The organism is Rhodoligotrophos defluvii (genome assembly GCF_005281615.1).
Lineage (GTDB): Bacteria > Pseudomonadota > Alphaproteobacteria > Rhizobiales > Im1 > Rhodoligotrophos > Rhodoligotrophos defluvii.
On record NZ_SZZM01000002.1, the window covers coordinates 571,135 to 593,634 of the forward strand.

Genomic DNA, 22,500 nt, shown 5'->3' on the forward strand with positions numbered 1-22,500 from the left:
CATGATTGCATTGCGCGCGGAAGGCGGGCCGGCCAAAATCGGCACTCTGCTGCGCAAGGGGTGTCATATGTCGCTGCACGGACTAAGGCTGGGGATTGCAACCTTCATTGCGGCAGTGGTCGCGGTCACGGCCGCGACGGCGGCTCAGCCGGCGCCACCGGCGCCCCCGCCCGGATCCCTCGCTATCCGCGTGCTGACCTACAACGTGAACGATCTGCCCTGGCCGCTGCGCGCGGACTCGCAGAAGGAGCTTGCCTATATCGGCAAGGATCTCGCCCGCCGCATGGCCGAGGGCACCGCCCCGGACGTGGTCTTCCTGCAGGAGGCCTTCACCTCGCGCAGCGAGAGCCTCATCAAGAATGCCGGTTATCCCTATGTGGCGAAAGGGCCAGGGCGCCGGCGCACCTATGGCAAGCGTAACGGCGCCTCGACCGACAAGGTCATCCGCATGCGCTCGGAAGGGACCAGCACCAATTCGACCCATTACGTGAACAGCGGCCTCTACGTGCTCAGCCGCTATCCCATCATGGCCAAGAACACCGACGTGTTCGGCAACAATTGCTCGGGCAATGATTGCCTGGCCAACAAATCGGTCATGCATGTGCGGATCGCGCTGCCCGGGCCGTTCAAGCCGCTCGACATGATCACCACGCACATGGATTCCAACATTCGCACCGAGGCGTCCGAGAAGGAACGGCTCAAAGCCCACAAGGGGCAGACCGACACGATCGCCGCTTTCATCGATGAACTGGTACGGCCACGTGCGGCCATTTTCGCCGGCGATATGAACATCCGCCGCCCGCCGGAACGCTATGACTACCTCATCCAGCAGACCGGCGCAGTAGACGCCGGCCGGCTCTGCTTCGATACCAAGCCGAAATGTGTGTTGGGACCCATCGCCAGCGAGAAGCAGATCTGGAGCTTCACCAACGACCACCAGATGATCATTCCCGGCAACAACTACACGATCACGCCGGTTTACATGACCCGGAACTACGACGAGAAGCCGAAGGGCCGCGAGCTGTCGGACCATCTCGGCTTCGAGGCGATCTACTGGCTCACGCCGAAGAAATAGTGGCGCTCAAATGAGCTGCCTTTCCACCAGCTCGTCCTTCACATAAGCGTAGAAGATGGGCGCGGCGACCAGCCCGGGCACGCCGAACGCCGCCTCCATCACCAGCATGGCGAGCAGCACCTCCCACACGCGGGCATGGATCTGCCCCCCGATGATCCTGGCATTCAGGAAATATTCCAGCTTGTGGATGATCACCAGGAAGGCCAGCGAGGCCACCGCCACGTAAAGCGACAGGCTCAGCGATACGATGACGATCACTGTGTTGGAGATGAGATTGCCGATCACCGGCAACAGGCCGGCGATGAAGGTCACGGCAATGATCGTCTTGAGCAGCGGCAGATGGATGCCGAAGGCCGGCAGGACGCCTGCGAGATAGATGCCGGTCAGCACCGTGTTGATGGCCGAGATGCGGATCTGCGCGAACACCACCCGGCGAAACGCTCGGCTGAACAGAATGGCGCGCTCTTGGAAAGCACTCGCCAGCGGGCGCGGCGCCACCGGCGTCACCACCTCGCTGACGGCGATAAACCCGCCAATGATCATGCCGAACAGGATGCGCAGAAGCACCCGGCCGAAGTCCTCGCCCCAGCGCTGCAGCAGGCCGGCATTGCTGCGCAGCCATTGCGAAATGGAAGCCTCCATCTGCTCGGCCGTTTCCGGCAGATAGGGCCGCAGCCATTCCGGCAGGTGCAACCGCGCCGTGCCGACGATGTCGGCCATCTTCTGCATGAGCTCCGGCAGGCCATTGGTCCCGCCCAGCAGGAAATGCACCAGCGCGAATCCCGCCATGGCCACCAGCACCGTCGTCAGCACGAAGACCAGCAGCAGGACCACGATCTTGCCCGGCCGATGCTTGACGCCGAGCGCCTGCAGCCACGGCGCCACCGCATGCACCACCGTGTAGACCAGGAGACCCGCGAGCAGGGCGCCGACCAGATGGAGGGCGAGCGTTGCCAGAAGAACGGCGGCCGCAAGGATCCAGGAGGCAATGTCATAGGCAGTGGGTCTGGTCGTCGCGAGCACCGATTGGAATCCGAGTGATGGGGCAGCCGAGCCCGTCCCTTATAGCGGGATGAGGGCAGAAACAGGACCGGCTCCCGCTGCAATGCGTAAACGAAATGCCGACTTTGCTTCCCGGTAGCCCGCCTGCTCACCGCCGGCTGCGCAGATAATCGGCAATCAAGCTGATCATCTCGAACATCACCACGCTGGCGGTGAGCCCGGTGATCTGGTTCGGGCTGTCCTTGGTGGGGATATAGCAGACGATATCGGCGCCGATCACGTCGAGGCCACGTAAGCCGCGCAGGATCTCGATCGCCTCATGGGCCCTTAAACCCCGATAACCCGCCTCAAGGTTGGAGGCAGCCGGTGCATCCGCCGGGTCCAGAACGTCGAGATCGAAGGTGATATAGATCGGCTGGTCCTGCACCCGCGCGCGCACCTGCTCGATCGTGCGCTGGATCCCTTGCGCGAACAGGTGGTCCGCCGGCAGCACCTCGTAGCCGATCTCGCTCTTGACCGAGCCCTCCAGGGGTTTGAGCGGATTGCCGCGCATGCCGAGTTGGATCGACCGGGAGGCATCCACATGCCCCTCCGCCACCGAATAGGCCGCCCAATGGGCCGCCGAGCGCTTATTGCCGAGCCAATGGCCCATGAACGCGTAATCGTCACGATGGGCATCGAAATGCACGAGCGCCAGCTTGCGTCCGTCCGTCGCCCGGCTTTTGCTGCCGCCCATCGCCTTCAAGATCGGCCCGGTGATGCCATGGTCGCCGCCGATCGACACCGGCCGCGCGCCAGCTTCGTTCAGCCGCGTGAAATACTCCTCGATATGCACCACGCTCACATCATTGACCATGGCTTCGGGCAGTGGCACGTCGCCCAGGTCATTGATGCGGAACGCGTCCCACGGCCGGAAACCATACGCCTCGTGCGCCCGCCGGAACCGGCCGGACACGTGCCGCACCGCCCGTGGACCCAAATGCTGGTCGCGCTCCGTCGAGCCGTTGCCGGAGGAATGGGGCACCCCCACCAGCGCGATGTCGGATGCTGCCGGGTCCGCATTCCATGGGGCTTTGAAGAAAGTGGGAATGCCCCACCAGTACCAGTTCTGCATCTCCTGCGCGCGAGCAGCGAAAACGTCGTCTGTCATATGCTCCTCTCCAACAACCCTAGACATCATCGCGAATGAGCGGCGCGGTCGAGCAATGCAGGCCGCCGCCGCCGGCGCACACCTTGCCGAACGGCACCGTGATCAGCTCCACCCCATGCCGGTTCATGGCCTCCAGGGTGTAGTCGGACATGCCCTCCGGCACGATCACCTTAGCCGGCGCCACCGCGAGGCTGTTGATGATCCACGGATTGTCCGTGTGGTGCAGCTCGATGGCGTGAATCCCGCGCGCCTTCAGCTCCTGCAGGAACCAGTAGGGCACGATGGTCGGGTTCACCAGCGCCAGGTCGGGCGCCAGCATCATGAACGTGCCGTCGATATGCAGGCGATAGCCGGTCAGGTGCACCCGCAGCAGCGTCACCCCCTGCGTGCGCAGCACCTCTTCCACCTGCCGCGCGCCCTCTTCGTTGACCCGAGAGGACAGGCCCACCACCGCCGTCTTCTTGTCCAGCCAGGCGAAGCTGCCGCCCTCCATGATGCCGTTGCCGGATATGGTGCGCAGGATCGGGCATCCCAGCTTGGCGAGCGTGCGGGTGGCGGACAGCTCCTCGCCGCGGCGGATGCGCGGTCCCATGCGCGTGACGATCGCCCCGCCGCCAATGCCGATCACACTGTCGCGGGTATAGCAGGTCTTCATCCGGCCCGGCTCGGCCCGGTCGATGAACACCACCTCCACCCCTTCCGCCCGCAACGCCGCCACATAGGCATCGTGCTGCGCCTGCATGGCGGCGAGGTCGGGCCCTTCGTTGCCGCGCCAGTACCACCCCGCCTGCACGTCGCCGAACGCGCCGTTCTCAAGCCGCTTCGACGTATCGACCACCTTCACTTCGTCGCCCGGCCGATGCATCAGCACCACCCGCAGCTTGCCCACGTCATTGGAGCAGCCCCAGGCGCGGCCCCACACCCGCCGCTGCTCGTCCGGCTCCTCGAAGGGCGGCTCGGGCTCCGAGGGAAACAGCTGGATCAGCTGGTTGTAACGCCATTCGTTTTCGGTCATGGCAGACATGAAACGCCTCTCCCTTCAGATACCCACGATGGGGTCGCCCCCATTGGGGCAGATTAACTGGCCGGTCATGAAGTCGCCGGTCGGGCCAGCAAGCACCAGCACCCAGGCGGCGATTTCCTCCGGCGCCGCCCAGCGCTTCAGCAGATTGAGCTGTGCCTCCTCCTCAACCGCCGCCTCGCCATAGGACAGTGTCATCGCGGTGCGCACCACTCCCGGCGCAATGGCATTGACCAGAATGCCGTCGGGCGCGAGCTCCCGTGCCCACGACTTGGCCAGCGCGATCAACGCGGCCTTGGCCGCGCTGTAATGGGACGAGCGCTCGAACCCCACCTGGCCGCGGTTCGAGGCGATATTGATGATGCGGCCCCAGCGGGTCTCTTTCATGCCGGGCAGCACCATGCGCGTTGCGGCGAAGGCGCCCCACACATGCGTGTTCATCATCCGGTCATAGGCCTCGCGGTCGATGGCCTCCAGCGGCGCGTTGTAGCCAGGCACACCGGCATTGTTGACCAGGATGGTCACCGGACCGGCCCGCCTGATGGCACTCGCCAGCCGCGCCTCGTCGGCCACATCACAGGCCAGCGCCTCGGCCTTACCGCCCGCATCGCTAATCTCGGCCACGACCGCTGTCGCCGTTTCGCCGTTGATGTCCTGCACGATCACGTCCGCGCCGCCCCGCGCCAGCGCCACGGCACAGGCACGCCCAATGCCGCTCCCCGCGCCGGTCACCATTGCCCGCCGTCCCAGCAAATCCGTCATGATGCCCCCCGCTGTCCCTGAAGCTTCCCCAATCCTCGAAGCACGATGGCAAGCTGGCCGTTCACTGTAGAGCGAAGCTGCTCCAGCGTGATCTCATCATCGGCCAGAAACTGCATCCAGTGAAATGTGCCTATGGCGAGGACCAGACTGGCCAGGGCGTTCACATCGAGATCCGAGGGCAGGCTGCCCTGCCGTTGGAAATGGCGGATCAAGCGCTGGTAATGGCGATAGACCAGCCGGTTCAGGCTAAGCTGGGTGCGATGCGCCTCGCCGCCGGGATGCTCATAGAGCGTGCCGAAGATCACCCGCCAGCACTCCTTGGTCAGCAGCCGCGTGCTCTGCATGGCCAGCAGGTCCTCATAGGCTGAGATCGCCTGGAGTGGATCTTCCGGAGGACTCTTGAGCAGCCGCCGCCGCTCCGGCAAGGCCAGCCGCACATGCCGCCGGGCAATCGCGATGACGATGTTCCGCTTCGTCGCGAAATAGTTATAGACCGTAGTCGGCGCCACCGCCGCCCGCTCGGCGATCTCGGTGATGCGGGTGGCCTCATAGCCGCGCTCGCTGAATAGCGCGATGGCCGCATCCAGTATCTTCTCGCAGCGTAAGCGTTGGTGCCGTTCGCGTAGGCCTGCCATTCTGGTTTTCTGCCTCGTGCCCCGCTTTTCGCGCCTTGCGCTTTCGATCCCCCAAACGGTTTTTGTAGTCAACTCCAAACATGAACTTGACACCAAACTTTTTTCTGAAAGAGTTGGGCGGCAGAAGAGGTACTGCAGGTGATCACCATCGCGTCCAGGCCATATCCGTTTCCCTATGACGGGCTGTCGCGCAGCGGCACGGCCCTGGTGGTCATCGACATGCAGCGCGATTTCCTGGAGCCGGGCGGCTACCTCCACGCGATCGGCGGTGAGCTCGACGGCGTACGCCGTGCCATCCCCGGCGTGCAGCGCCTGCTAGCGGCGGCGCGTGCGGCGGGTCTGCCGATCATCCACACCCGCCAGGCCTACCGGCCCGATCTGGCAGACTTGCCGCCCCACAAAGCCTGGCGCGGTGCTTGGAGCGGCAGCGGCGTCGGCCGCCCCGGCCCCCTGGGGCGCGTGATGGTGCGCGGTGAGCCGGGCTCCGAGATTATCGCCGACGTCGCCCCACTGTCGGACGAGATCGTGGTCGACAAGAGCGCCAATGGCGCCTTCACCTATACCGATCTCGAGATCATCCTGCGGACGCGTGGCATCCGCCATCTCATCGTCTGCGGCATCACCACCGATTGCTGCGTCCACTGCACCATCCGTGAGGCGAACGACCGCGGCTTCCAATGCCTCATGGTCGAGGATGCCTGTGGCTCCGGCGACGAGAAGGCGCATCAGGCCGCCGTCTACCTGATGACGGTCGAAGGCGGCGTGCTCGGCGCGGTGGCCACGGTCGCCGAGGTGGAGGCGTGTCTTGCGCAGCTTCGGCAGGAGGCGGCCTGACCGTGAGCACTATCGTCCCGCTGCCCGTCCGCCGCCAATGGTTCAGCCGGCAAAATGTCGAGCCCGGCCTCGACCTGCTCACCGAGCCTGCCGTCCACCGCTGGTTCCGCGCCAATATCTGGTATGTGCGCGGCCGCGACCTCGACCTGATCATCGATCCCGGTATGGGCATCGCCGCTCTCGGCGAGGCGCTGAGGGCAGACATGGACCGCCCCATCCTCGCCGTCGCCACCCATGGTCATATCGATCACATCGGTGGCATGCATGAGTTCACCAACCGCGCCATCCACCCGGATGATGCCCCTGCGCTGGAAGGCGACGATCACTATCATCTCGCCTCCTTCTTTCGCAGCACCGAAGATGCGGTCACCGCCATCCCGCACGACGGGTGGGCACTTTCCGCTTTCACGGTGAAGGCGGCGCCGGCCACCCGGCTGCTGGGCGAGGGCGATCGCATCGACCTCGGTGACCGCGCCTTCACCGTTCTCCATCTGCCCGGCCATTCGCCCGGACAGATCGGCCTGTTTGACGAGATAACCGGCACCCTGTTCTCAGGCGATGCGCTCTATGACGGTCAGCTGCTCGATGACCTGCCCCGCTCCGATCCCGCGATTTACGAAGCGACCATGATCCGCCTCGAGCAGCTCGATGCGAACCGCGTCCACGGCGGCCATGGCAACGATTTCGATCGCGCGCGGATGCAGGTGCTTATAGAAGATTACCTGAGGGGACGACGGCAGATGGGCTGCCCGAAAGTGGCACCTACGCCTTTGTGACGGAGTAGGAGGAGGGAAATATGTCGAAACGCTTCAACGAAGACCTCGTCGAGATCGCTCGGTCCGAGGTGACCGCCGGCCGCATGAGCCGCCGCGATTTCGTTCAGCTGTGCCTCATAGCCGGCGTGGCCCCGGTGGTGGCCTCCACCGGCATCATGTCGCCGGGCGAGGCTATGGCCCAGGCCAAGGAGCTGGTTCTGGCCAATTTCGGCGGCGACGCGGTCAAGGGCATGGGCGAGGCCTGGGGCGAGCCCTTCACCAAGGATACCGGCATCAACGTGGTCGTGGACGGTGCAACGCCGCTGGCCGGCAAGATCAAGGCCATGGTCGAGAGCGGCAAGGTGGTGTGGGACGTCTGCGATGCCGACGGCTTCCTGTGCAACCAGCTCGGCAGCCAGGGCCTGCTGGAAGACGTCGACTACTCCATCGTCGACAAATCCATGGTGCGCGACGGCTGGGCCTGGCCGCAGGGCGTGGCCAACTACACCTATTCCTTCGTGATCGCCTACAAGAAGAGCATGTTCCCGGACAAGCCGCCAACTTACGCGGATTTCTTCGACGTGGAAAAATATCCGGGCAAGCGCACCATGTGGAAGTACCAGATGGGCGCCATGGAAGCCTGCCTGCTGGGCGACGGCGTACCACCCGACCAGCTCTATCCCGCCGATATCGACCGCGCCGTCAAGAAGGCGAAGTCGTTCGCGGACAACATCATCTACTGGGAATCCGGCGCCAGCAGCCAGCAGCTGTTCATGGACGAGGAAGTCGTCATGGGCAACATCTGGAACACGCGCTCCAGCATTCTCGAGCGCGACACCGACGGGGAAGTCACCTGGACATGGGACCAGGGACTGTTCTGCCCCGCCGCCTTCGTGATCCCGAAGGGCAATCCCGCAGGGGCGAAGGTCGCCAACGAGTTCCTGGCGTCGATCCTAATCCCTGAGCGGCAGATCAAGCTTCTCGAGCTGTTGGGCAATGGTCCCAGCAACCCGAAGGCTTCGGAGATGCTGCCCGAGAACCTGCGCCGGCTCGATCCGGGCTATCCCACCAACCTCGCCAAGCAGATCATGCGCAACGAGGAGTGGTACGAGAAGAACTATGATCTGGCCGTCGAGAAATGGCTTGACGGCATTTCGAGCTGAGCTCATCCGCGCGTGATGGATAGGTGCCGGGCTGGAACGTCAGCCCGGCGGCCATCGCCCATGCGGCCCACCAAGCCGCGCCAGGCCCGCATAGAATGAACCCCTATTACGGCTTCATCGCCCCGGCGATCCTGCTGATCATCCTGCTGCTGCTGGCGCCGCTCGCCTGGCTCGTCGGCCTGTCCTTCGATCAGGACGGCGAGTTCAGCCTCTACTGGTACCGCGAGATCACGACATCGAGCGGCATCCGCTCCATGTTGTGGACCACCTTGCGCATCGTGACGATCACCACGGCCATTTCGCTGGTGCTCGGCTATCTCGTGGCCTTCGCCATGGCCCATATGGGCGAGCGGCAGCGGATGCTGCTCACCTTGTGCGTGCTGATCCCGTTCTGGCTTTCGGTGCTGGTCAGGGCCTTGTCCTGGCTCATCCTTCTGCGCAGCAACGGCCTCATCAACAGCGGCCTCATCGACGCTGGCATCATCAGCTCGCCCCTGCCGCTGGTGCGCAACGAGGCGGGCGTCATCATCGGGATGGTGCATTTCCTCGTGCCCTATGCGGTGTTCCCGCTTTATGCCGCCATGCGGGCGGTGGATCCACGCTTGATGATGGCGGCGCGCAGCGTCGGCGCCTCCACCTGGCGGTCTTTCGTGGACGTCTATCTTCCCACCACCTTCCCGGCGGTGTTCGGCGCCGGCATGCTGGTCTTCATCTTCGGCCTGGGCTTCTTCGTCACGCCCTCGATCCTCGGCGGTGGCCGCGTGGTCATGCTGTCGGAATATGTGAGCGTGTCGGTGCTGCAGACCCTGCGCTGGTCGCTCGCCGGCGCCCTCTCGGTCGTGCTGCTGCTGGCCACCGCCGCCCTGCTCTATCTCATCGGCAAGGTCACCAATCTGCGCAAAGTGCTGGGAGCGGCATGATGGAACTGTCCCGCCGCGCCATGGTCCTGGTTTCCGGTCTCGCCTGGCTGGTGGGGCTGTTCCTGCTGCTGCCGGGCCTGATCACCGTGCCCGTGTCACTCAACGAATCGCGCTTCGTGCGCCTGCCGCGGGAGCACTTGTCCCTGCGCCACTACCAGGCGCTGTTCAGCGATCCCGGCTGGCTGTCGAGCTTCCTTGACAGCCTCTCCATCGCGGCGGCTGCCAGCATCCTGGCCACGGTGCTCGGCACCCTGTGCGCCGTGGGCCTCTGGCGCATCGGCAGCCGGCTCGTCGCCCTGTTCGGCGCCCTGGTGCTGCTGCCGATGATCCTGCCGCCGGTGGTGGCGGCCCTCGCCATGTACCGCACCTGGGTCGCGCTCAATCTTTATGATCGCTGGCTCGGCGTGGTCATCGCCCACACCATCATCGCCCTGCCCTATGTGGTCATCACCGTCACGACGTCGCTCGCCCTGCTCGATGCGCGGCTGGAACAGGCCGCGCGCAGCCTCGGCGCCTCGCCCTTGCGAACCTTGCGCGACGTCATCCTGCCGAACATCAAGGGCGGCGTGGTCACCGGCGCGATCTTCGCCTTCATCATTTCCTGGGACGAGATCGTGGTCACCCTGTTCATCTCGACCCGCGCCGTTTACACCCTGCCCCGCCGCATGTGGGACGGCATCCGCGAGAATGTCGACCCCACCGTGGCCGCCGTCGCCTCGCTGCTAATGGCCGCAACCGTGATCGGCGTGGTGTTCGCCTTAATCTATTCGCTGCGCAAGACACGCACCCAAACCTGAACCGTTGAGAGCACTCATGGCCCTGAAGCTGATCGACAATCCACCGCCATGGCCCAACGGCGCCCGCTGCGCGGTATGCTTCTCCTTCGACATGGACGCGGAAAGTCTGCTGCACCTCAACTACCGCGATACCGCCATGCGGCGGGTGGCCACCTCCTCCATCCTGCGCTACGGGCCGGAGCGGGCCATTCCTCGGCTGGTCGAGATCTGGCGCCATTTCGGCATCAGGCAAACGGTGTTCGTACCCGGCTGGTGCGTCGAGACCTACCCGGCCGCGATCGAGCTGCTGGTGAGGGAAGGCCACGAGATCGGCCATCATGGCTGGCTGCACGAGAAGCCGAACTTGCTCTCCCGCGAGCATGAGCTGGAGATCTTGCAACGAGGCATCGAGGCTATCGCCAAGGCCACTGGCAAGCCCCCGGTCGGCTACCGCGCGCCGTCCTACGCCTTTTCCGAACACACGCTCGACCTGCTCATCGAGCACGGCTTTACCTACGACGCCTCGCTGCTCGGCGACGAGGTGCCCTATATCCTGAAAGGGGCGTCAGGCGAACTGGTGGAGCTGCCTTCCGACCTCGCCCTCGACGACTGGCCGCAATACGTCTCCATGAAGGAATTCGGCTACCAGATGCCGATCCGCTCGCCGGAGCGCGCCTTCGAGGTGTTCCGCGCCGAATTCGATGCCGCTTTCGATCACGGCGGTCTGTGGATCAGCGTCTGGCATCCGTTCGTCTCCGGCCGTCTTGCCCGCGCCGCCGAGATGGTGAAGCTCATCGAATACATGCAGCGCCGCGGCGCGGTCTGGTTCGCGCCCCTGGCCGAGATCGCCGCCCATGTGAACCATTTGCGCGAGACCGGCGCCTGGACGCCCCGCGTCGACCGCATGCCCTATTGGCGCGAGCCCGTCGCCCATCTCGTGCCTCTACCGAGCCCGTAGGCCATGAACGCAACGAAGCAACACAGCGTCTCCCTGCGCCGCGTCACCAAGCGCTATGGCTCGCTGCTCGCCATCGACAGCGTCTCGCTAGATGTCGCGCCCGGCGAGTTCCTGAGCCTGCTCGGGCCATCCGGGTCCGGCAAGTCGACCATCCTCATGGCCGTGGCCGGCTTCGTGCGGCCGGAGGAAGGCGAGATCCTGCTCGATGGCCAGCCCATCACTCGAATTTCTCCGGAAAAGCGCAATTTCGGCGTGGTCTTTCAGGGCTATGCCCTGTTTCCCCACATGACCGTCGCCGAGAACGTCGGCTATCCCCTGAAGCTGCGCCGCATCCCTAAGGCGGAGGCCACCCAGTCGGTCAGCCGCGTGCTCGACCTCGTCCACCTCACCGCCTTCGCCGATCGCCTGCCCAAGCAGCTCTCCGGCGGCCAGCAGCAGCGGGTGGCGCTGGCCCGGGCCCTGGTGTTCGAGCCGGCTGTGGTGCTGCTGGACGAGCCGCTCTCGGCCCTCGACAAGAAGCTGCGGGCCGAGCTGCAGTTCGAGCTGAAGGCCCTGCATGAGCGGCTGGGGATGACCTTCATAAATGTCACCCACGACCAGGAGGAGGCGATGACCATGTCCGACCGCATCGTCATCCTCAACGAAGGCCGGGTGCAGCAGGTGGGCGCGCCGCAAGCCCTCTATGACGCGCCGGCCACCCGCTTCGTGGCCGATTTCCTCGGCCGAGCGAACTTCCTCACCGGCAAGGTGGCGGGCCGCGAGGGCGACTTCCTCGCGCTCACCGAAGGTGGCGAGACCATAAGGGCACGCGCCCTGCACGACGAGCCGATTGGCGGCGCGGCGGTGGTGGCTCTGCGGCCCGAGCGCATCGAGGTTCTGCCGGCAGAGGCCGCGGCGGCCAGCGACCGCAACAGCATCACGGGCAAGGTGGCCTCGGCCATTTTCTCCGGCGCGAATTTCGTGTTCGTGGTGCACACCGCTTTCGGCGACATGATCGCCATGCAGCCATCCTTCGGCGCCGACCGAAGCTTCGCGCTCGGCGATGCGGTTAGCCTGCAATGGCCGGTGGATGCGGGCGTCGCCGTGCGCGATTAGGCTTTCCTCTGGCCGCCTGCCCGGCTGTATAAGCCTGGCCATGGCGGTGGTGCGATTCGAGCAGGTCGTGGTGGAGCGGGATGGGCGCAAAACCCTGGAAATCCCCGATCTTATCCTTAAACAGAACCGCATTGGGGTTGTCGGTCTCAACGGCTCGGGCAAGAGCACCTTGCTCCGCCTGATCAACGGTCTGGTGACGCCGAACCATGGTCGTGTACTGGTCGATGATCTCGACACCGCCAAGGAGGGCCGCGCCGTGCGCCGCCGGGTTGGGTTCATCTTCCAGAACCCGGACAATCAGATCGTCTATCCCATCGTCGCGGAGGACATCGCCTTCGGCCTGCGCAATATCGGCATACCCAAACCGGACCTGCCCGAGCGGTCGCAAGCCGCCCTTGACCGGCTCGGCATCGGCCATTTGGCCGAACGCCACAGCCATCTGCTCAGCGGTGGCGAGAAGCAGCTCGTCGCCTTGGCCGCGGTGCTGGCCATGGCGCCCGCCACCATCCTGTTCGATGAGCCGACCGCGGGGCTCGACCTGCGCAACCGCAACCGGGTACGCGACGTGATCGCCACCCTGCCCGAACAGGCCATTGTCGCCACCCATGACCTCGAACTGCTCAGTCGTTTCGAGCGGGTGCTTGTGTTGGAAGACGGCGCCGTGGTGCGCGATGCCGACGCGCGCACGGCGCTGACCTATTACCAGGACCGCTTCCAGTGATCGGCTCACTTTATGTGCCTGGCGACACGCCCTTGCACCGGCTCGACGCCGGCTGGAAGCTTGCTGCCTTATGCCTCTTCGGCCTGCTGCTCTTCACGACCGATGTCCTGTTGATCCTGGCGCTCGCCCTGACAATAAGCCTCATCCTCGTCATGGCGAGCGGCGCCACCCTCGCGCGCCTCAGGCAGCAGCTGACGGCACCGCTCATCATCATCGCCTTCCTCTTTGTGATAACCGGACTGCTCGTCTCCTGGCCTGGTGCCGTGGCCACTGCCTTGCGGCTGGCCACCCTCGTCTTCGCCGGCTATGCGGTTACCCTCACCACGCCGGTCTCCGCCTTCCTGGAGGCGATCGAAGGGGCACTTGCCCCGCTTGACCGGCTCGGTCTGGTCAACGCCGCCCATGCCGCGCTCGCCATCTCCCTGGTTTTCCGTTTCATTCCGGTGATCCTCGACCAAGCCCGCGCGATCCGGGAGGCCCAGGCCGCGCGGGGCCTCGAGCGCAACATCCTCGCCCTGCTGGTGCCGCTCATCGTGCATGTGCTGAAGGCGGCCGATGATATAGCATCGGCGATCGATGCCCGTTCCTACCCGCCGGCCCGAGCTGCCAACACACCGCTTCCCACCCGCCGAGACGACAATGCTTGAGGATTTCCGCCCATGAATACCCGTGACGTGGTCTTGATCGCCCTGTTCGCGGCGATCACCGTTGCGCTCGGTCTGGCCCCGCGCATTCCCATTGCGTTCCTGCCGGTGCCCATTACGTTGCAGTCCCTCGGCCCGATGCTGGCCGGCGCCATGATCGGCCCCATCCGCGGTGCCCTCGCCCATGTGCTTGTGGTGCTGCTGGTGGCGATCGGCCTGCCGGTGCTCGCCGGCGGCAGTGGTGGCCTGGGCGCACTCGCGGGCCCCACCGCCGGCTTCATCTTCGGCTGGATCATTGCCGCCTTCGTCACCGGCATGCTGTGCAAGGCCTGGAGCCGTGGCCGGCGGGCGGGCGGGCGCTCAGGCGTGTGGACCGATATCGGCCTCATTTTCCTCGCCTGCGTCATCGGCGGCATCGTCGTGCTCTATGCCTGCGGTGTGGCCTGGCTCGCCCTGGTCACCGGCATCGGCTTCGAGAAGGCGCTGACTGGCGTGCTCGTGTTCATTCCTGGTGACCTCGTCAAGGCCGCCTTCGCCGCCCTCATCGCCCACAATGTCCGACGCGCCTATCCGCTCGACCTCAAGTAAGTGCCGAACACCATGGCGACCGATCCCATGACGTCGCGAGGCCTGATCATCGGCCGCATGCTCGCCTTGGCCATGGCGCCGGCGGCCGGACTGGGGATCGCCCGCTTCGCCTATGCGCTCGTGCTGCCCGACATGCGCGACAGCCTGTCATGGTCCTATGCGGAAGCGGGCTGGATGAACACCATCAACGCCCTGGGCTATCTGCTGGGGGCCGTCGTCGCCAGCCAGGTCACCAATCGCCTGGGTGAGCGGCGCAGCACCATCGGCGGCACGATTGCCGCCGTAATCGCCATGGCCGTGTCCGGCCTGACCGCCGACTTCACTCTGCTCAGCCTGGCGCGCCTCGCAGCAGGCGTTGGCGCCGCAATAGCCCTGGTCGCCGGTGGCACCCGCGCCTCGCAATTTGCCAACCACACGCCTGCGCCGGCCCGGGCACTCGGCGTCTTCTACATCGGGCCCAGCATCGGCATCCTGATCTCCGGCGCGGTGATACCCGGTTTCATGGCGATGCAGGGGCCCGGCTCCTGGGCCGCCGCCTGGCTCTTGCTCGCCGGGCTTGGCGCGATCTTCGCCCTCTGGGTCATTATTGGCGCCCCTGAGGACGAGCCCCGACCAACCCGAACCGCCGGCCCCTCTCGGCACGCCGCGCTCCGGCCGATGCTGCTCGCCCTCTCCGGCTATTTCCTGTTCGGAGCCGGCTACATCGCCTACATGACCTTCATGATCGCCTGGATCAGGCAGATCGGCGGCGGCACCTGGCTGCAGAGCGCTTTCTGGTGCGTCATCGCCTTATCGGCCATTCTCGGCACCAGCCCGTGGTCCGGCGTCGTCGGCCGCATGAAGGGCGGCCGCGGGCTTGCTCTCATGATGTTGCTGGTGGGCATCGGCGCCGCCCTGCCGCTCGTGATACCGAACCTGCTCGGCCTTCTCCTCTCGGCCATCATCTTCGGCATGGCCTTCTTCACCGTGGTCGCCGCCACCACCATTTTCGTGCGCGCCAACTATCCCAGCGAAGCCTGGGCCTCCGGTATCGCCGCCATGACCGTGAGCTTCAGCCTGGGCCAGGTGGCCGGCCCCGTGGCCATCGGCATTATTTCCGACGCGACCGGCGAGTTGAATACCGGCCTGTGGATCTCAGCGGCGCTGCTGATGGCCGGTGCCGTGGCCGCTTGGCTACAGCCTCCGCTCAAGTCCACAATCGCTGCTTGACTTTTGCAGCGCAGCATTCCACTTAAGGAGCCACGGGCAGCGATTTGCCCCCACGGTGCTTCGGCCGCGTGAACGACTTCCCCGCAACAGCGGCCTTCGTCCTGCCCTGGCATCTCATTCTCAATCACCATGTCCGCCCGGATCACGCGGGGCGTGCCCGGTAACTGCGCCATCAGATCGGCCCCCAAACGGCCGTGCCGTTGCGCAGCATCAAGAAAGCTTTGAATTTTGACGACTTTTTCCGAACTCGGCCTGCCGGCTCCCATCCTTAAGACATTGGAGCGTCAAGGCTATGAACAGCCGACGCCGATCCAAGCCCAGGCCATTCCCCATCTGCTCAACGGCCGCGACTTGCTTGGCATCGCCGCCACCGGCACCGGGAAGACGGCCGCCTTCGCCTTGCCGATCCTGACACGCCTCGCCGAGCGCAGGCAGCCCCTGCGCAACCGCTCGAGCCAGGTGCTGGTGTTGAGCCCCACTCGCGAACTCGCCCAGCAGATCGCTGAGAGCTTCCAGGTCTATGGCGAGAGCCTGCGCATCCGCGTGGCGGTCATCGTCGGCGGCAGCAGCTTCGGCCGCCAGGCCCAGACACTGCAGCGTGGTGTGGACGTTATCGTCGCCACGCCCGGCCGCCTGCTCGATCATGCGGAACAGGGCACCCTGCGGCTCGACGCGGTGCAGTTCTTCGTTCTGGACGAGGCTGACCACATGCTGGACCTCGGCTTCATCCCCGCCGTCCGGCGCATCGTGCGCAACCTGCCGGCCGAGCGGCAGAATCTGTTCTTCTCGGCCACCATGCCGAAGGAGATCGCCGGCCTCGCCGCCGAGCTTCTGGATAACCCGGAGCGGGTGGCGGTCACCCCTGCGGCAACCCCGGCCGAACGCATCGACCAGAAGGTCGTCCATGTGGCCGCCAGCCACAAGACGCGGCTGCTGACCCAGATCCTGGGTGGCAAGTCGGCAGAGCGGGTGCTGGTCTTCACCCGCACCAAGCGCGGCGCCGACCGCGTGGTGGCGAGCCTGGACAAGTCCGGCATCGCTTCCGCCGCCATCCATGGCAATAAGAGCCAGCCGCAGCGCCAGCGCGCCCTTGCCGGCTTCAAGTCGGGCCAGACGCCGATCCTGGTGGCGACCGACATTGCCGCCCGCGGTATCGATATCGACGGCATCACCTTGGTCGTGCAGTACGACCTGCCGGAAGTACCGGAAACCTATGTCCACCGCATCGGGCGCACCGCCCGCGCCGGGGCCAGCGGCATGGCGGTATCGTTCTGCGCCCCTGACGAGCAGCACCTGCTGCGCGCCATCGAGAAGGTGACGCGCCGCACCATCCCCGCCGAGCGCGACCACACTTCTGGTGAACCCGCGGCTGCGCCTTCCCCGCAGCAGCGGAACCGCGGACCGGTGCAGAACCGGCGCCCCGCGCAGGCCCAGCCCGCGCGCCACGGCCATGGCCAGAGGCAGCAGGGCCGCTCCACCAACCGCGTTCAGGCGATGGCATAGCCACCCCTGACCGGTCCAGCGGGAGGCGCTTGCCAGGACGGTCCTGATGCGCGACTGTGCGTGATCTCAGCAATGAGGCATCTGTCTCATGAAGATCACGCGCATCTCCGCTTATCAGGTCGACCTGCCGCTGCGGGAAGGCCGCTATGCCTGGTCCAACGGCAATTTCGTCGAGGTCTTCGACGCAACCGTAGTGGCAATCGAGACCGATGCTGGCATCACCGGCTATGGCGAGGCCTGCCCGTTGGGGCCCGCCTATCTCCCGGCCTATGCCGCGGGCGTCCGCGCCGGGCTCGCCCAGCTCGGCCCCTCGCTCATCGGCCAGGACCCGCGCCAGCTTGCCACCATCAACCGCACCATGGACGCCGCCATGCGCGGCCACCCTTACGTCAAGTCGCCCATCGACATAGCCTGCTGGGATATTCTCGGCAAGGTCGCGGGTCTCCCGGTCTATATGCTGCTCGGCGGCGGCGAACAGGCAGATATCGCCCTCTACCGCGCCATCTCGCAGCAATCGCCGGAGGAGATGGCCGCCAAGGTCAAGACCTATCGCGACGAGGGCTATCGCAAGTTCCAGCTCAAGGTGGGCGGCCCTGACGCCGATGAGGACATTGCCCGCATCAAGGCCTGCGCCGCCATGCTGAAGCCGGGCGACGTGCTGGTGGCCGATGCCAATACCGGCTGGACCATGCACGAGGCCGCGCGGGTGGTGAACGGCGTGCGCGATGTGGACGTCTATATCGAGCAGCCCTGCAAGTCCTACGAGGAAAGCCTCACCATCCGCCGCCGCACCAGCCTGCCCTTCGTGCTGGACGAGGTGATCGACGGCCTGCCCATGTTGCTGCGCGGCCTGCAGGACGGCGCCATGGATATCATCAACCTCAAGATCTCCAAGGTCGGCGGCCTCACCAAGGCGCGCCAGATCCGCGACCTCTGCGTGGCTGAAGGGGTCGCCATGACCATCGAGGACACCTGGGGCGGCGATATCGTCACCGCCGCCATCGCCCATCTGGCCCGGTCGACGCCGGAGGAGTTCCTGTTCTCCGCCACCGATTTCAACAGCTACGGCACCAAGACCATTGCCGAAGGCGCGCCGAAACGGGTCGGCGGGCGTATGACGGCATCGGACAAGCCTGGCCTGGGCGTCTTGCCTCTCCTCGATGTGCTCGGTACGCCCATCCACGTGATTGACTGACCTTCGCGCTGGACCTCACCAATCATGTCCATCTCGACGGCATAAGTGTCTACAGTTCAGTGGACAATTGACGGGCCCAGTGCCAAGATGTTGGCGTTATCCGCAAGCAGACTATCCGAGGCAACATGGCCCCGCCGTCAACCAGGGCTGAGAGATCCGTAACCCTCGCGCTCATCGGCTTTGGCGCGATAGGCGCGAGCCTGTGGCAACGGCTGAAGGACAGCCATGCGGCCATACGTTGGGCTTTGCTGCCGCGCGGTTCGGCCCGACATCTCCCCGAAGGTCTCACGCCTCTCGTCGACACGGAGGCGCTTATCGCCGCCAACCCGCAGCTGGTGGTCGAATGCGCCGGCCATGGCGGCTTGCGCGAGCATGGCCCGACGATCCTCAAAGCTGGCATTCCGCTCATCATTGTCTCCGTCGGCGCGCTGGCTGACGATGGTCTCCGCACCGCCCTGGACGAGGCCGCGGCCGCCGGCAATACGCGCTACACCACCATCGCCGGCGCGATCGGCGGGCTCGATGCCTTAGCCGCCGCGCGCCTCGCCGGCCTAGAGCGGGTCGTCTATATCGGCCGCAAGCCGCCACTCGCCTGGCGCGGCACTCCGGCCGAGCAGCAATGCGCGCTGGATGAGATCAAGGAAGCCCGCACCATCTTCAGCGGCTCGGCGCGGGAAGCCGCCCTCACCTATCCCAAGAACGCCAATGTGACCGCCGCGGTCGCCCTCGCCGGTCTCGGCTTCGACGCGACGCGGGTCGAGATGGTGGCTGATCCCGAGGCCGACGGCAATATGCACGAGATTGTGGCTGAGGGTGCTTTCGGCCGCCTGCGCTTCGAGATCAGCAACAGGCCCATGCCGGATAACCCCAAGACCTCCTGGCTTGCAGCGTTGAGCGCCGAGCAGGCCGTCCGCATCTTGGTTGCCCAATTAGAGTAGCGTGCATGAGTAGAGACATCAGCGGCCCGGTTCTTGATCGCGAGCAGATCTTCCCCGAAGGCGCCATCGACGGCCTCGGTGCCTTCAACGCGGGCATCAAACTTGCGGGCGATGTTCAGGTCGGCCGTTCGGCCTTCCTGGAAAAGCATGGCCTGCCCTCCGAGCTCGCCTTCAAACGCCGGGAAATGGCTGCCGGCCGGCTCATGTTCCATGCCCAGATCGGCTATCGCTCGCTGGAGGCCAGCAAGCGTGCCTGGGCCGAGATCCATGACCGGTTGGACGCCCGCGGTGGCTGGGCGCCTGACCGCTACGGCATCTGCCTCGACTGGAGCATGGGCTATGCCCGCCGCGACCGAGCGCGCCGCCGCAAGGGCACCGGGCTGATCCTGGACAAGCCGGAAGACTTCATGGCGCTCACCGCCATGGCACCGGTCGCGCCCCATTTCGGCGACTTCGTGCTGGGCATGCCGGCTGCGGTCGAGAACACCAGCGCCGCCCTGCTCGCCGGCGCCACCACCATCGGCAACCTATCGCAATATTTCACCTTCCGCCTGCCCGACTGGCACGACGATGTCGGCACCACGCTCGCCACCGTCGAGGCCCTGGGCCTGCTGAAGGGCCAGTCGGTCGAGATCCTCGTGCATTCCAACCTGGACGACGGCTATGCCGCTTGGGTGGAGGACATGGGCACGGCTCTCGGCTGCGCCATGATCGAGCGATGGATCGTCGAGGACCTGATGGGCCTGCCGCTCGGCCAGTGCTTCGGCCACACCTTCACCGACCCGGTGAAGCGGCTGGCCTTCAAGATGGCGCTGGCCCGCGCCAATCCAACGCCCGGCACCATGCTTTACGGCAACACCACCCTCTACCGGGCCGACATCGCCGAGAATTACGCCGCCCTGTGCAGCTATATCATGATCGACATGATTGGCCAGCTCACCGCACCCACCGGCCATGCGGTCACCCCCATTCCGGTCACCGAGGCTCAGCGCATCCCCGATGTCGGCGAGATTGTCGACGCCCACATGGCCGCCCACCGCCTGGCCGAGCGTCTGCCCCTGGCCATGCCGCTCATCGACGATCAAGCCGCTGCCGCGCTGGTCGAGCCCCTGGAGGCGCGGGCGCGGTCTTTTATGGCCCGGGCGCTCAGCGCCTTCACAGATGCCGGCATCAATATGGAAGATCCGGCCGAACTGCTTCTGGCCATGCGCCGCATCGGGCCCGGCCGGCTGGAGGCCTGGTACGCCGACCCAGCGACCGAAGCGCCAAAGATCGCCTCGGCCTTCGTCGACGAGATCGAGGAGCTGGCCGACGAAGAGCTGGCCCAAGTCCCGCCGGCGGACCGGCAGACCCTCACCGAAACCGCGCCGGTTGTGGTGATCGGCGCCACCGACGTGCATTTCTACGGCAAGCGGCTGATCGAGACCATGCTTCGCCGCATCGCGGTGGAGCCCGTCGACGGCGGCGTCAGCGTCGAGCCGGCCAAGCTTGCCGAAGCCTGCGCGGCGGCGGGCGCCCAGGCGGTCTGCATCTCGACCTATAACGGGGTCGCGCTCAGCTTCGTGCAGAACCTGAAGGGCGAGCTGGCCCGGCGCGGCCTGGCCATTCCCATCTATGTGGGCGGCCGGCTGAACGAGGTTCTGGAAGACACCGGCAGCGACCTGCCCAGCGACGTCGCCCAGGAGCTGCGCCAGCTCGGCGCCCAGCCCTGCAGCACGGTTCGCGATTTTCTGTCGGACCTGGCCGCGCGCCGACGCGAGAGCCCGGCCGCATCACGGGAGTAGAGTTTCACAAGATGCCCGCAAATGTCCTCTGGACGCCGCAGGACGGCACCCGTTTCGACGTCGTCGTGGTCGGCTCCGGCTCCGCCGCGCTGGCCGCCGCTCTGACCGCTGCCGATGGCGGCGCCTCGGTGCTAATCCTGGAGAAGAGCCATCGCATCGGCGGCACCAGTGCCATGTCCGGCGCCGGCACCTGGATCCCCAACAACCATCACGCCAAGGCGGCCGGCATCCCCGACAGCGAGGAGGAAGCCTTGGCCTATCTCCATTCCGCTTCGCCCGCCGGCTGGGACCAGCATGAGGCCGAGCTGTGGGGAAGCTTTGTGCGCAATGCACCGGACCTGCTCCAGTTTCTCGAGGCCAAGACACCGCTGCGCTTCGAGCTCCTGTCCGAACCAGACCCCATGGCCGAGCGGGAAGGCGGCAAGGCGCAGGGCCGCATGCTTTCGCCCTATGCCCTGTCCCGCCGCATTCTCGGCCCGCTGGCCGGCAAGCTCCGACGCTCGACCCTGCCGCACATCTTCACCTATGGCGACATGATCGCGCTCGACCCCTACCATCACCCGATCCGGGCTGGGCTCAAGCGGCTGCCGGTGCTCATCGAGCGCGTGCTCACCGACACGCGCGGCCAGGGCTCGGCGCTCATGACCGGTCTGCTGAAGGGCTGCATCGACCATGGCTGCCGGCTCGGCCTTGGCATCGGCGCGAAGGACCTCGTCCTGGACGACACCGGGGCCGTGATCGGCGTGAAGCTTGATGACGGCATCACCATAGAGGCGCGGCGCGGGGTGGTGCTCGCCACCGGCGGCTTCGAATGGAACCCCGCCTTGTTCGAACAGCATTTCCCGGGCGGCGCCGAGCGCATCGGCAGCCCCCGTGCGAACACCGGCGATGGCCAGCTGATGGCTAAGCGGGCCGGCGCCAAGCTGGACCGCATGGACCAGGCCAATGTGCACCCCTGCCTGCCCACCATTTATGAAGGCAAGCTGCACGGCCTGCCCATGACCTTTCAGGCCGAGCCCTGCGCCATCGTGGTCAATGCCCGGGGCGTGCGCTTCGCCAGCGAGTACGACTACAATCTCGGCGAGGCGCTGGATCGCCGCGACCCCGCCACCGGCAAGCCGGCCAACCTACCCGCCTGGGTGATCGCCGACAGCACCTTTCTCACGCGCTCCCTGCCGTTCCGCTGGTATGCGCTGAAGCACAAGGGCTGGATCCGCAAGGCGCCCACCCTGCGCACGCTTGCCCGCAAGATCGGCGTGCCGACCGATGCGCTCGAGGCTACGGTTGCCCGCTACAATCATTTCGCCCGCGCAGGTCACGACGAGGACTTCCACCGCGGCGAAACCGTATGGGAGCGCTACAAGAGCAAGGGCGGGAAAGGGCCATATCCGAACCCTGCCATGGCCCCGATCGAAAAGCCGCCCTTCATCGCCTTGAGCCTCAACCGCTCCGTGCTCGGCACCAAGGGCGGCGCCCGCACCAATGCCCGCGGCCAGGTGCTGCGCGTCGATGACAGCGTGATCCCTGGCCTCTACTGCGCCGGCAATGCCATGGCCAACCCCATCGGCACGCGCGCGCTCGGCGCCGGCACCACCATCGGGCCCTGCATGACCTGGGGCTATATCTGCGGGAAGAGCCTGCTGGCCGACAATCGGTGACATTCCTTCCCTCCCAGGGGAGGTTCGGCGCGAAGCGCCGGGGTGGGGTCTTCCCACTTGGCCCCTGGATTGCCGCGTCAGGCGCGGCAATGACGTAAACTAGTGATATAATTG

Annotated in this window: 22 protein-coding genes; 17 read left to right on the top strand and 5 right to left on the bottom strand. The window is 65.8% G+C overall.

Going from position 1 to position 22,500, the window contains the following annotated elements; genetic code table 11:
• Position 1: 1 nt before the first annotated feature.
• Positions 2-1,075 carry an endonuclease/exonuclease/phosphatase family protein gene (locus E4P09_RS11790; protein ID WP_137389790.1) on the top strand — a complete coding sequence of 358 codons (1,074 nt, stop codon included), beginning with the start codon at positions 2-4 and terminating at the stop codon, positions 1,073-1,075.
• A gap of 6 nt (positions 1,076-1,081) precedes the next feature.
• Here the strand turns inward: E4P09_RS11790 and E4P09_RS11795 are convergent, their stop codons facing one another.
• The 5 genes from E4P09_RS11795 to E4P09_RS11815 all read right to left on the bottom strand — a co-directional run bounded on the left by E4P09_RS11795 (position 1,082) and on the right by E4P09_RS11815 (position 5,645).
• Positions 1,082-2,098: an AI-2E family transporter gene (locus E4P09_RS11795; RefSeq protein ID WP_137389791.1), complete on the bottom strand. Its 1,017-nt coding sequence runs from the start codon at positions 2,096-2,098 to the stop codon at positions 1,082-1,084.
• A gap of 127 nt (positions 2,099-2,225) precedes the next feature.
• Complete coding sequence (locus tag E4P09_RS11800; RefSeq protein ID WP_137389792.1) at positions 2,226-3,227, bottom strand: arginase family protein; 1,002 nt, start codon at positions 3,225-3,227, stop codon at positions 2,226-2,228.
• A gap of 19 nt (positions 3,228-3,246) precedes the next feature.
• Positions 3,247-4,251, bottom strand: a complete 1,005-nt coding sequence (locus E4P09_RS11805) for a dimethylarginine dimethylaminohydrolase family protein (RefSeq protein WP_137389793.1) — start codon at positions 4,249-4,251, stop codon at positions 3,247-3,249.
• Between the two features lie 15 nt (positions 4,252-4,266).
• The gene (locus tag E4P09_RS11810) at positions 4,267-5,010 is read right to left on the bottom strand and encodes an SDR family NAD(P)-dependent oxidoreductase (protein WP_137389794.1); all 744 of its coding nucleotides are present in this window, start codon (positions 5,008-5,010) and stop codon (positions 4,267-4,269) included.
• The gene (locus E4P09_RS11815) at positions 5,007-5,645 is read right to left on the bottom strand and encodes a TetR/AcrR family transcriptional regulator (protein WP_137389795.1); all 639 of its coding nucleotides are present in this window, start codon (positions 5,643-5,645) and stop codon (positions 5,007-5,009) included. Before E4P09_RS11815 ends, E4P09_RS11810 begins: the two co-directional genes overlap by 4 nt.
• Before the next feature lie 138 nt (positions 5,646-5,783).
• On the opposite strand from E4P09_RS11815, the gene E4P09_RS11820 reads away from it, so the two are divergent.
• The 16 genes from E4P09_RS11820 (at position 5,784) to E4P09_RS11895 (ending at position 22,386) form a co-directional block, all read left to right on the top strand.
• Positions 5,784-6,479: a cysteine hydrolase family protein gene (locus tag E4P09_RS11820; protein ID WP_137389796.1), complete on the top strand. Its 696-nt coding sequence runs from the start codon at positions 5,784-5,786 to the stop codon at positions 6,477-6,479.
• Positions 6,480-6,481: 2 nt separating this feature from the next.
• Complete coding sequence (locus E4P09_RS11825; protein WP_239025146.1) at positions 6,482-7,255, top strand: MBL fold metallo-hydrolase; 774 nt, start codon at positions 6,482-6,484, stop codon at positions 7,253-7,255.
• Positions 7,256-7,275: 20 nt separating this feature from the next.
• Positions 7,276-8,397 carry an ABC transporter substrate-binding protein gene (locus tag E4P09_RS11830; RefSeq protein ID WP_137389797.1) on the top strand — a complete coding sequence of 374 codons (1,122 nt, stop codon included), beginning with the start codon at positions 7,276-7,278 and terminating at the stop codon, positions 8,395-8,397.
• A gap of 23 nt (positions 8,398-8,420) precedes the next feature.
• Positions 8,421-9,317 carry an ABC transporter permease gene (locus E4P09_RS11835; protein WP_137389798.1) on the top strand — a complete coding sequence of 299 codons (897 nt, stop codon included), beginning with the start codon at positions 8,421-8,423 and terminating at the stop codon, positions 9,315-9,317.
• The gene (locus E4P09_RS11840; protein ID WP_205042089.1) at positions 9,314-10,114 is read left to right on the top strand and encodes an ABC transporter permease; all 801 of its coding nucleotides are present in this window, start codon (positions 9,314-9,316) and stop codon (positions 10,112-10,114) included. The genes E4P09_RS11835 and E4P09_RS11840 overlap by 4 nt, the downstream gene beginning before the upstream one ends.
• 16 nt (positions 10,115-10,130) lie before the next feature.
• Positions 10,131-11,051 carry a polysaccharide deacetylase family protein gene (locus tag E4P09_RS11845; RefSeq protein ID WP_205042090.1) on the top strand — a complete coding sequence of 307 codons (921 nt, stop codon included), beginning with the start codon at positions 10,131-10,133 and terminating at the stop codon, positions 11,049-11,051.
• A 3-nt stretch (positions 11,052-11,054) separates the two neighbouring features.
• Positions 11,055-12,146 (top strand): ABC transporter ATP-binding protein, encoded by a 1,092-nt coding sequence (locus tag E4P09_RS11850; protein WP_137389799.1) that lies wholly within the window; start codon positions 11,055-11,057, stop codon positions 12,144-12,146.
• Between the two features lie 40 nt (positions 12,147-12,186).
• Positions 12,187-12,867, top strand: coding sequence for an energy-coupling factor ABC transporter ATP-binding protein (locus E4P09_RS11855; RefSeq protein WP_137389800.1), 681 nt, complete (start codon positions 12,187-12,189; stop codon positions 12,865-12,867).
• Positions 12,864-13,514 carry an energy-coupling factor transporter transmembrane component T family protein gene (locus E4P09_RS11860; protein ID WP_137389801.1) on the top strand — a complete coding sequence of 217 codons (651 nt, stop codon included), beginning with the start codon at positions 12,864-12,866 and terminating at the stop codon, positions 13,512-13,514. The genes E4P09_RS11855 and E4P09_RS11860 overlap by 4 nt, the downstream gene beginning before the upstream one ends.
• Positions 13,515-13,526: 12 nt before the next feature.
• Positions 13,527-14,099, top strand: a complete 573-nt coding sequence (locus E4P09_RS11865; protein ID WP_137389802.1) for a biotin transporter BioY — start codon at positions 13,527-13,529, stop codon at positions 14,097-14,099.
• A 27-nt stretch (positions 14,100-14,126) separates the two neighbouring features.
• Entirely contained in the window at positions 14,127-15,308 is a 1,182-nt protein-coding gene (locus E4P09_RS11870) for a YbfB/YjiJ family MFS transporter (RefSeq protein ID WP_239025147.1), read from the top strand.
• 228 nt (positions 15,309-15,536) lie between these two features.
• The gene (locus E4P09_RS11875; RefSeq protein ID WP_137389804.1) at positions 15,537-16,811 is read left to right on the top strand and encodes a DEAD/DEAH box helicase; all 1,275 of its coding nucleotides are present in this window, start codon (positions 15,537-15,539) and stop codon (positions 16,809-16,811) included.
• Between the two features lie 88 nt (positions 16,812-16,899).
• Positions 16,900-18,006: a cis-3-hydroxy-L-proline dehydratase gene (locus E4P09_RS11880; RefSeq protein ID WP_137389805.1), complete on the top strand. Its 1,107-nt coding sequence runs from the start codon at positions 16,900-16,902 to the stop codon at positions 18,004-18,006.
• A 125-nt stretch (positions 18,007-18,131) separates the two neighbouring features.
• A complete protein-coding gene (locus tag E4P09_RS11885) occupies positions 18,132-18,944 on the top strand; it encodes an aspartate dehydrogenase (RefSeq protein WP_137389806.1) in 813 nt (270 codons plus the stop codon).
• Between the two features lie 5 nt (positions 18,945-18,949).
• Entirely contained in the window at positions 18,950-20,728 is a 1,779-nt protein-coding gene (locus tag E4P09_RS11890; protein ID WP_137389807.1) for a cobalamin-dependent protein, read from the top strand.
• 11 nt (positions 20,729-20,739) lie between these two features.
• On the top strand, positions 20,740-22,386 hold the full coding sequence (locus tag E4P09_RS11895; RefSeq protein WP_137389808.1) for an FAD-dependent oxidoreductase: 1,647 nt from the start codon (positions 20,740-20,742) through the stop codon (positions 22,384-22,386).
• Positions 22,387-22,500: the final 114 nt, after the last annotated feature.